Source organism: Edaphobacter sp. (assembly GCF_035532915.1).
In the GTDB taxonomy this organism is placed as follows: domain Bacteria; phylum Acidobacteriota; class Terriglobia; order Terriglobales; family Acidobacteriaceae; genus Edaphobacter.
Genome location: NZ_DATKQC010000115.1, coordinates 1 through 10908 on the forward strand (window position 1 = coordinate 1; position 10908 = coordinate 10908).

6 protein-coding genes and 1 tRNA gene are annotated in these 10908 nt (G+C 59.3%); 2 read left to right on the top strand and 5 right to left on the bottom strand.

Annotation, left to right across the window (positions count from 1 at the left end; translation table 11 throughout):
* Window positions 1-2: 2 nt before the first annotated feature.
* From VMU57_RS05820 to VMU57_RS05840, 5 genes are all read right to left on the bottom strand, one after another.
* Window positions 3-89 (bottom strand) — tRNA-Leu (locus tag VMU57_RS05820).
* 306 nt (window positions 90-395) lie between these two features.
* Window positions 396-3143, bottom strand: coding sequence for a MobF family relaxase (gene mobF, locus VMU57_RS05825; RefSeq protein WP_325381690.1), 2748 nt, complete (start codon window positions 3141-3143; stop codon window positions 396-398).
* Window positions 3144-3147: 4 nt separating this feature from the next.
* Window positions 3148-5142 (bottom strand): type IV secretion system DNA-binding domain-containing protein, encoded by a 1995-nt coding sequence (locus tag VMU57_RS05830; RefSeq protein WP_325381691.1) that lies wholly within the window; start codon window positions 5140-5142, stop codon window positions 3148-3150.
* Window positions 5143-5144: 2 nt separating this feature from the next.
* Window positions 5145-5540: a plasmid mobilization protein gene (locus VMU57_RS05835; protein ID WP_414648607.1), complete on the bottom strand. Its 396-nt coding sequence runs from the start codon at window positions 5538-5540 to the stop codon at window positions 5145-5147.
* Between the two features lie 687 nt (window positions 5541-6227).
* Window positions 6228-6653, bottom strand: coding sequence for a hypothetical protein (locus VMU57_RS05840; protein WP_325381693.1), 426 nt, complete (start codon window positions 6651-6653; stop codon window positions 6228-6230).
* A gap of 177 nt (window positions 6654-6830) precedes the next feature.
* Between VMU57_RS05840 and VMU57_RS05845 the strand changes: the two genes are divergently transcribed.
* Window positions 6831-7766: a hypothetical protein gene (locus tag VMU57_RS05845; RefSeq protein ID WP_325381694.1), complete on the top strand. Its 936-nt coding sequence runs from the start codon at window positions 6831-6833 to the stop codon at window positions 7764-7766.
* Window positions 7767-7858: 92 nt separating this feature from the next.
* The gene (locus tag VMU57_RS05850) at window positions 7859-9541 is read left to right on the top strand and encodes a protein kinase domain-containing protein (protein WP_325381695.1); all 1683 of its coding nucleotides are present in this window, start codon (window positions 7859-7861) and stop codon (window positions 9539-9541) included.
* The last annotated feature ends 1367 nt before the right edge of the window (window positions 9542-10908 follow it).

Genomic DNA, 10908 nt, shown 5'->3' on the forward strand with positions numbered 1-10908 from the left:
TCTGGTGCCCGGAGGGGGACTTGAACCCCCATGGGATTGCTCCCTGCGGATTTTAAGTCCGCTGCGTCTGCCAGTTTCGCCATCCGGGCATGACCTGTAAATCATTGATTGTACAACATATATTCGACTACATTCGTTTGCCTCATAAGCAGTTAATGTGAAACCGTGTAAGAAAGTGTGAAAGTTTTCTGGGATTTGCACAGATTCTTTTCATTTCCCAATGAGACGCCTTGGCCTGTTCTCGGACCAAGCACTCACGGCCCCATCTCTATTATGCCCTTGCCCCTGCGGTCCCGTCGGTTGCTTGTGTGTTGAGGTTGTCATGGCCTGCCTAGCCTCGTTCTGCTTGCCCAAACTCTGTACGTCAAGTCTCCCAAGCTGGTGGAGACCATTCCTCAGCCCACGCTCAAGCCTTGCGCGGCCCCTATGCTTACCGATTGCGGCTCAATTTTCTGTGTTGCCGCTGGCTCCTGCTGGATCGCGGTCGGGTGCGAGAGGTCGCGGTTCAACTCGTATCCCAGCGCCTTCGCATCGTTCGTGTACATCTGCACGTCAAACTGAGCACGTGATACCGACACATAGGCCATGCGGCTATTGACGAGTTCGCCGGGAGCCTGTTCCGTGTCCACGTGGATCAGCACTCGGTCTGCGGTCTGGCCCTGGCTGCTGTGGCTCGTCACCGCATAACCGTAATCAAGATGCGGATGCTGCCTTGCGTTGAACTCAACCTCGCGGCCCGAATCCGTGCGCAGCTTCAGATTGCCGTCGCCCTCGATCCGCTCGATGGTCGCCAGCTCGCGGTTAGCGAGTTTCTGTTCATGGTATGGGGCCGTCAGTTGCACGCGGTCGCCCTGCGCGAACTTGCGCTCGCTGTCGCGGTAGACCGTTACACCCTGCAAGCGGCGCGGATCGTAGCTGAGTTTTTCGCCGCCGTGCCGCTTCACTGTGAGCGTGTTGGTTTCGCGGTCTACGTGCGACACACGCGCATATTCTCCCGGCTCGATGCCGAGAGGCTTGCTACCTTTCGAGTAGCGCAGTACGTCGCCGCGCTCGTAGTTCCGCGCGTGCTGCCGGTCTGCACCCGTCACGTCCTGCCGTGCGTAGAGCACATGCACGCGCTGCTCGTTATTGCCGACCTTGCCCTCGTTTTGCATCGTGCGATGGATGGCTTCGTTGATCTCGCGGCGTGAGGCATTGTCCGGCGAAACGACGAGTGTCTTTTCGGGCGAGCGCACATACTCGCGGGCGATTTCGCTGATGCGTTCCTGCCTGTCGCCGATTTCGTGAACGCGGCCCTGGCTGCTCAAATTGCCGATGGCTTCGCGCACTTCGCCGCGCGCAAGCTGCTCCACGGCTTCTTTGAGCGCCGGGTCTTTCTGCCGGATGATCTCATCCAGTCTGGCCGTACGCATTCCCGCTTCCTGCAATTGCGCATAGGGCCGTCCTGCTTCGACCGCCTCATGCTGCCGCACGTCGCCTACGAGCAGCACGCGGTCGTTTTTTCTCAGCCGCTCAACAAAAGTGTGTATCTGCTTTGTGCTCGCCATGCTCGATTCATCGACCACGTAGAGCCGTTTCTGTCCGTCGTCCTGCTGCTCACCGCGCGCAAGATGCCTTTGCAGCGTTTGAGTCTCGATGCCCGCTTCGGCGAGCTTCTGCGCGGCCCGCGATGTCGGCGCGAGTCCTTCGACCTGATAGCCTGCGCGCTCGGCCCCTTCACGGACGGCGGCTAAGGAAGTAGTTTTTCCTCCCCCCGCAACACCTTCAAGAGCCATCATGCGGTCGCGGCTTGTCAACACATCTTCTACCGCGTGCCGTTGGCTCGCGCTCAAGTGTGTGTGCTCCCGCATCACGTGCTCGCGTACATTGCCGTCTGCCAGCACCTCGCGTGTGCCCTGGCCCAGCTTCATCCGCTCGATCAGCTCGCGCTCGTAACCCTGCATTTCTCCGGTCGTGAACGCGCGGCCTGGGAGACCTGGCCTACGCTCCACTTCGATCAGATCATGCGACTGCACACGCCGCTCGAACTCGGCGCGCACCTCCGGCAACCGCGCCTCGCCCATCGTGTGCTTGAGGGCATCGCGCATCAACATTCTTTCATCGGCTACGGCCTCGCGCTCCATGCCGCGCTCGCGCGCATAGCTCACACCCTCGTGCGCGGCGACTCCCGACTGCTCCGGCTTCAGCTCCACACCGGGACGCTGCGCCGCCTCTCTGACGACGTGCTGCGGCTGATGACCGTGCTGAGAAGCGAGTCTCTGATGTTGCTCGCGCACTTCTTCGTGCGAGAGCGGCTGCTTCGCATCTCGCGTCTGATGCGCCGCGATCTGCGCGGCGCCAGCCCCGCGCACGCCCGCCGTCTCCATGTGCTCCTCGATCTGTTGCCGCCGCGGACTCGACGCCTCCAGATATTCGCGCGTGTAACCCTTGATCTCCGGCTGTCCATGCTCGCCGCGCTCGATCTCGTAGCCCAGCCGTTGCAACTCCGCCGCAAGCTCCGAGCGGTACACCGCCGTCGCGTACTGCTGCGTCTTGTAAAGCTCCTGGGGTTGAAGAGCGCGCGTCTGGCCGTCCGCCGTTTCGGTCACATTGAAGATCACCGCGTGCGTGTGCAACTGCGGCGCTGCATAACCGTCAACAGGTCGGCTGCTGTCATGCTCGAACTTGGCGACGGCCCACGCGCCCGTCGTCTGTGCCGGGACGTTGCCGCCCATGCGCGCCTGCGCGTACTTCTCCATCTCATCAAGCGCCGTGCGCACGCTCTCCCTGTGGGCCTCGCGCACTCGATCATCCCCGCCAACCAACGCAGTCAGCGATACACTCTTGGGCGCGCTGAGCGTCGCATCCCATCCCGCCCGGTGCTCCATCGTGCGCACCGTGTCGCCCTGCGCGTTCACATACTCCCGCGCCGTTTGATGCCGCACAAGCTGCTCGCCCGTCTCCGGATGCTGGCCTTCGGCCATCCGCGCGAACTGCTGCTCCTGTACCTCACCCTGCAAGCCCCAGCGAGCAGCAAGCTGGCCCTGCCACTCGCCGCGCACACGCTCGCCCTCTGTGTAATAGTTCTCCCGCGCATTGACGAACTCTTCCTTGTGATATGCCTGTGCCTGGCCGGAGCTGATGGGTTTCGACAGCGTTATCATGGCTTCACTCGAAGAACGGCGTCTGCTCGTTCACCGCCGCTGGCTGCTGCGCTTGCTCCTGCTTCTTTTGGACGGAACGTACCGGCTTTCGTGCCGGTGCTGCAACCGGCTCCGGCTCTGTCGCCGGCATTACTGCCGGCGTCGTCATCTTCCGCTCGATGAACTTCTCCGCTGGCTCCTCCAGCTTGAGATACGGTATCCGCATCCGCACAACCAGGTTGCCGTGTTTCAGGTATCCATGCAGCGGCTCAAGCCCGCCGATCTCCGAAGCCATGACCAGCGGCTCGCGCGTGATTTCCCGCTGCTCGTTCTCCCGGTGGTGCGGGAACACGCCCCGCGTCCGGCTCTCGCGGAACCGTTCCACCTCCACTTCGCCGATGGATTTCGAGATCCATTCCGACGCGTGCGGCTCGCTCGTTTTGAAGAAGATCTTCGTCGCCGGTTGCGACAGCATGGCCTCGGCGATGTGCCCGTACAGCGCCTCCACCTGTGCCTTGCCCTGGAAGCCGAGGACCATCGGGTTATTCGATTTCCGGCCCTCCGTGATGGCCGTCGTCAACTGCGGCAACCGTTGCAGCGTCGCCAGCTCGTCTAGCACGAACCACGTCTTCCGCGCCCCGCTCCCGCCCTCGTTCATCAGCCGCAGCACCAACAGGTCGAGCCACAGGCTCATCAGCGGGCGCAGCCGCTCTCTCATGGTCGGCTTCGACGTAAGGAACAGCCATCCGCGCCGCTCCCGGCTCCACTGATACGCGCTCCAGCGCCGCTCCGTTTCGCGCTCCGCTGGCAGCAGCTTGAACGCGTCGGCGACCATGTTGAGCGAACCCAGCACGCCCGATCTCTGCGGCGGAGCCGTCGCGTGGATCATCGCCGCAAGCTCCGTACCCCGCACCCGCTTTTCGATCTCCTCCTCGTGGCACATCCAGTACGTAAGCTGCTCCGGCGTGGGTTTCAGATTGATCAGGTGCGCGAAGATTTTCCTCGGCGCATCCACGAAGAACTGGTTCTCCCGGCCCCGGTCCGGGAACAGAGAAGCCGCTACCGTCAGTGCCTCTGCTTCGTGCGGAACCTCATCGCCCGGAGTCCAGAACGGACAGCGCGCGTCCAGGGGATTCAGGATCACGTCGCCCCGCGATTCGCGGTAGAACTGCGGCACATATTCGAGCGCCGGATCGTACACGATAGCCGTCTCTCCGCGCTCCCATATCTGCGAGAGAACCTGCCGGATGGCCGCGCTCTTGCCCGTCCCCGAATCGCCCACGATGAGGAAGTGCATCGCCTCCCGCTCGCGCGGGACGCGGACCCAGCGGCCCCGGTCCCGCCTGAGCAGCCGGTAGTACCAAGTCTGTTCGAGATTCACGAACGCGATCCCATCCGGGAAGTAGGTCGTCAGCCATTTCCTGCGGCCCAGCTTCTCGTTGAACTCCGCCGTCGTCGCCAGCTCCGGCCCCCGCAGCAGCCGCCCGAACTTCCAGACCATCCGCCGCGCACGGTCCTTCGGCACGGCCATGAACAAGAGCACGGCGAAGAACGCCAGTGTCCAGTACGTCGGCCTCTTCACGAAGTCCCACAGCGTTTGGTTCTGGTAGACGTAGCTCCCCATCAACTCATGCAGACCACGGTCGTTGAACACCCCCGTCGTCCACTGCAACCGGACGAGTCCGGCCTGGGTTCCCTCGTCGGTCAGCACGTATCCCCAGCGCCCGTCCTGGCCCTTCACCGCCTCGATCTGGTCGCCGGTCACAAGCACCTGCTCGCCCTTGGCCGTCACTCCTTCGAGCAGTGTGTACCGCGCCTTCGCTGCCGGGAGTTTCTCCCGCGCTCCGCTCTTCAGGTAGTCACTCAGGTACAGCCGCTCCGCCGCCGTCCAGTTCACCCGCCCGTCCCGCCACGTCATGAACACGAAGAACAGGCAGCTAAGAAAAAAAACTCCCCATGTCCACACGTGCGCCCGGCTCGGCCACGGTTTTGCGTACTGCTTCCGACCCCATTCCGCCATGCTCAACCCTCCTCTGCCTGTGGTTCCCCGGTGGCCTTCTCGTCCGCTTTGCCGACCGTCTTCCGCGCCGCCTCCAGTCGCTCCCGCGCCCGCTCTCCCTTCGCTGCGTCGGCCCGCTCGATCAGGCCGCGCATCTCCGCCTCGGTCATCGGACCCTGCGCCTGCCTGAACTGAAGATTCAGGAACAGCGTCCGCAACGCCAGCACCTCTGCCAACGTCACCCGACCGGCCAGCGCTGCCTCGTCGTCGGGAAGCTCCACCCCCGGCGCGGCCAGCAACACCGCCCGCACCCATTCCGAGAGAGTCATGTCCGCCGCCCGCGCCGTCGCCTCCAGCGCCGCGAACTCCTCCTCGCTCACCTTCGTTCCGATGGACTTTGTGCGCAGCGGGGCCTTCATCGCTCACCGCCGGATGGATTTGGTTGGTGATAGGAACCGGGATTCGGGCCGCACGCCGTCCGCGCGCCACAACGTACAGGACACGGGGCCGTGCCGAGCCGTTTTCTTGCTAAAGGGAGGGGGGTCATCGGGTTACCCCTTCAGCAACCGCTGGTTGCTACCAGAGTAACCTGATTTCAGAGATTTTGCCTCATCGCTTCTCAGCTACAACCCTGCCGCTGCGTGCTTCGCCGCCGTGTGGTGATAGCCGTTGGCCCGCCCCAGAGCCGCCGAAGATCGGAGCCGTGGCCCTTGTCATGTGGAACATGAGAAGAAGACATTCTTCTCATAGCTGCCATCCAGCCGCAGCGGAGCCGTCAGTCAAGGCCGTGCGCAGCACGCCGCGCAGCGGTCGGAGCGAAGCGAAGAGCCTTTACGGACGGCAGAGCGGAGGCTACACGCGCGTGAGCGCGCCGGGATGCCGGTTCCGGCCTCTCACTCTGTGCTTTCAACAGGTTCCCCGAGTGGCAGCAGCAGGTTACTCCCGCAGTAACTGCGAACAACCCATTTCGCGGGCAACTTCCGTATTTTTAGCAGGTTCCCGCCGCAGGAACCTTCAGCAACCTTGCAGCACCCGAGCCGGGGTGACGTGTCACCCCTCCTGCCGATGCCGAAGGCAGCGCCGTTCTTAAATCCCGCCGTCAGACATCAATATGCGGTTGGCGACGGAACAAATCTTGGCAACGCCGTAAGCTCCGGGTACCGCTCCACCAAAGACGATGTTACCTTTATTCCCCACTCTTCCTCGCTTCGCTTCATCCAGACATTCATCGCGTGTTTGAGAACGGTCACGGCATGTTTAATGTCCCAATGATTCATTGCACAGAGATGCGAAATCACTACTTCGCCGTAACCGAGTTTGAACGCGCGACCGGCGTGCGCTACGAGATCGCAATTTGAGCAATGAATCTCAAATCCCAGGAGGGTTGCGACACACTGCTTATCGTCGTATCCCCATTTTTCGTGGCAGGTCATGCGCCCCTGACCTGATTTGCAAATCGAACAGCGATTGTCAGCTTCCGCCAGCGCGTCGCCGCGAATCTGCTTTTTCCAAACTGCCTTACTACCGAGCATTTTGTGAGCGCTCCGTCCCCATAGCGGTCCGGGCACCAATTCGGGCATGAGCAGTGCTGTTTTCCGACACTCCATTGCAATACGCCTCCAGAAGACCAGGGTGGTCTCGGCATCAATGTAGCAATGCCGCAAAATGGGGCGGTCGTACAAGAATGTCACTTGTAAAATCGAGAGGGAATGGTGTCGCAGACACAATTGGTCGCCGAACTCCAAGAGCGTGGCTACCACGTAACCGAGCGGCAGGTGAGGGACTGGCGGGCCAAGGGACTGCTGCCGCCGCTCAATTCAAGTAGCCGAGGCCGCGGCTTGGGCGTTCTGCGCTACTGGGAGGGCAAGGAAATAATCCTCTCTCAAGCGATAGCCGTTTCTGACCTCCTTGACAGTAATGGGCGAACAAAGTGGGTACCGTTGGGGTTGTGGTTTGCAGGCTTTGAAGTGAACCTCGGAACCGTCAGAACGTTATGGCTCGAATCGCTCGCCCGTACTCGGAAGGAATGGCTCGGGACCGCCCTCTCGAAAGAGGAATGTGAGGATGCAATAGGTGGGCTGTGCCCTCGTCTCGCCAAAGGACTTTCCGATCAATCCTGGGCCAGAAATGCACACCTCCCATGGACTCGCCTGGAGCCGCTTCTAGTCGAGATATTGAACGCTTTCTTCAATCCGCATCCCGATGCTGAGATCGCTATTGACGAGCAGCTAGCTGACACTGTGCGGGCACTGATGTATCACAATCGCGCAAATCGGGAGTGTTCTGAATTCGTCAGCGAACCACAATTAGAGGAATGGCTCGACTTCGTACGGCGGAATTTCTCCATCGGTGCGATGCGCGAAATCATCGCAGCGGCAACGGATGACGATCTCGCAATGGCGCACAATCGATGGCGATCTGTGCGTGAGCTTTTCAAACTGCTCGGTGCCAACGCCTCTGGCGGCAACCTATCGGACGACTTACGCCTGCTAGGGAGACGGGCCGCATTTCAATTCGGCGGTCTTTGCATATTTGGCCTCCTTTTACTCCATAGGAATGGCAAAGGCCAATTGCTAGATTCCCGCCTCGAAGAGGCGGGAACGACCGCCGTGGCCCAGTTCGCCGCTTGCCCACTCCCGGAATAGGCGGTTCCGGCGTGGCTATATAGTTGTTCTGTGGTCGCCGGACCGGCCATAGCCCTGACGAAAAGAATCTGCCGACGAATTTTAATCAATCCATGCTCGATGCTCCCCAACTCGGATCGGTAGTGACGATCGCTGAGCTAAGTAACGAAAAGTTCGTTATCGGAAAGGTTCTGCGCGGCGGAATGGGGGAGGTATATCAGCTCCTCCCAGTCGCTCCAGTCGGACCCGTCCTTGCGTTAAAGACATATCAGCAAACTGCGACACGAGAGCAATTCATTCGCGAAGCTGATCTCTGGATTTCACTCGGGAATCACGCCCACATTGCCCGAGCGCTTCTCTACCTGGAGTGGCAATCGCAGCCTAGCATCATTGCAGAGTGGTATAAGCAAACAATCGACAATCAGACAGCAGAGACTTGGCCGACCGCTAAACTCATCAATTTCGCGGCAGGATTGCTCGATGGATTGGAGTATGCGCTCCGAGTGCAAGGAATGATCCATCAGGATGTGAAACCGGCAAATATTCTGCTCGATGAAAAAGATGAACCCCGTCTCACCGATTTCGGGATGGCGAGATTTGCAAATGCTGGGCTTCCTATCCGGAGCGTCGAAGGCGTTGATGCTTCTATGGTGCAATCCGTATCACTTGGGCCGATTGGTGGCACACCTTTCTATATGGCTCCAGAGCTGTTTGTTGGGTGCTCGCCGTCGGCCCAAACGGATATTTTCTCCCTCGGAATCACGCTCTACCAGATCACCACGGGAGAACATCCATACTGCGGGCCGGAAACTCGCCACCGGATGCATCCTGTCTTCAGACTTGGACCTTTGCGGCGCTTTGAACAAAAACGTGGAAGAGAAGCATCTTCCCTTGTCTCTTTAATCGTTGCTGCGTCGCAGTTGGACCCCCGGAACCGGCCACATTCGTACGATGCATTATTTCGATTGATTGGCAGGGAGTATACAGGTGCTCAGAGTCCCGGTAGCGAACGGGTCCGAGACATTATCACAAAGGCGGCTTTTCTTCGCGATACTGGGCGGATGCAAGATGCTCTGGAACTATTACGAGCCGCGATGACCGAGCGACCAACAAACCCGGAATTGCTCAATACGTTCGCGATTCTGTTACTGAAGCTCGGCTACAAGCAGAGAGCATACGCAGCCTGGGATTCCGCCGTCGAGTGTCTTGAGTACACAAAAGGACGCCATGAGCGTTCGCTTTACCTCGACCCCGCAATAAACCTAGCGTGGCGCATGGTCTCCGAGCAACAATACGCTAAAGCAGACAGTCTTTTCACGCGCGCGGCCCAGTGGTCGGAAGAATCACGAGCGATTCAGTTTTCTTACGCGGAGTTCGGATGGTGGCATCTCTATCATGGAAGGTTCACGGACGCATGGCAACACCTGTCGGCGTCCAGCAAATCGAAGACTCTTGATGAGATGTCGATTTGGTGTTTCACACTCGCGGCATGGATGTCGGGGCAGTTCGAAACACTGGCAGATTCGCTCGCTCAAGCGTATCTGAATCTGCAAAACGGTGGAGCCGCCACTGCACTCCTTGCGTGTGTAATTGCAACACTGGTACAGGGGAGCAAGCAAACGAAGCTGCGTGCGCTCGCGTATCCACAATTCGAGAGTCAACTTGCGGAGGCAGCCAAGGACATCGGCCTCTCGACCGCTGACCTTTTGCGTTCAATGCCGAGTCCAGCGATTCATATGATTATGCGTTCTCTCGATGGGCGAGTGACGGGAGGCAAGAACATTGGGCATATTTGATCGATTTACCAATCCCGTATGGCATCTCGTGTCGGGCCTCAACCGGGATCGGCAACGGATCGCTGCGTTGCTGATAACAGGCTACGGAGCTTGTCGGCAAACGGTCTACGATACGTTAGTAGTGCCGCTGGAACGAGGAAACGCAGTGCGAACGCCCAGCGGAGTCTCCCAAGAGATACGTGAACGGTTGATCGACGAAACGCTCGTTGGCTTGTTGAAATCATGTACCGTCCCGAAAGGTGATCCAGACGGGAAGATTCCAGACCGAATTGTCCGGAGTTTGGCGGACGTTTGGGGATTGTTCGCACTGGCAGATCGCAATCACCGTATCGGCTGTGCAGAGCCTAAAACGTTGAAGGATTCAGCATATTCCTCAGATACGGAAGAAGCGCGAACACAGGTTTTGGCTAACTGGGCTGAAATCCTGGGCATATCAGAGCCAACATTCGTAACTGAAGCCAACAAGCGATGGTTCTATACCGGGTGGAGAGACTTGTCGGTCGCATTGATTGGCGGTTTCTTGAAGGGCTTTGGCAGAACGCCTGACGACGTGTTACTGAAAAAGGCGAAGAGTGAGGCCTCCAGTATACCGTCACATCGGCTCGCTGAGGCTCGGTACATGGTCGAGACCCTCGCTCGTGCGCCGGTTTCATCACCTCAAGGAAGATCAGAGGGCACTGATCGCGATTCGAGTGTCCCGGCACGCGTATCAGCACCGCCTCCTGCCGCGCACAAACTGCCGCAGCAGGAACTTCACGGGGTCGAGTGGCGTCCTGATGGAAAGGCAGTTATAAATCTGAGCCCAGAAGCAGGCCCTTTAGACTTCATTCGGTCAATGCTTGTGGTGATGCGACCGTCGGTGCTCCCGCAACATTTGAAAACTGCTGAACACTGGGTTTCTGGAATTGCGAAGGAGCCAATTCATGGTGGCAGATGGTCCCCAAAACACGATGACATCTTGGTACGCGGCTTTGAGCGGTTCCTTTGGGAGGGAGATGCAAACATCGCAGCGGACTCGGACCTAACGAAACTCAGAGACTTGGTTCGTAAGACGTATCCGAACATTGCTGGGAGCCGTATTGACGTTCCGCTCACAGACGATATGAGAAGGATGTTCCGAGCCTGGTTCGCAAAGAAGCCTGGCGGTTCGCAGTCGGTCCGAGTACCTGATCATGCCGGAGAATCTGGCTTAAATCGCAAGCAAGCTCAGCAGCCAAAAGCTGTTGCTAGATGTTTGGTCCCGGAGTTTGATGGAGCATACTTTACCTATCAGGCGAAGGAGGCATTGTGGGCCAAATACTTCACGGGAGCGCCCGCACGACAGCGGCAGTCCGTCGAGCGATACAGCATAGTCAAGAGAGCTTGAG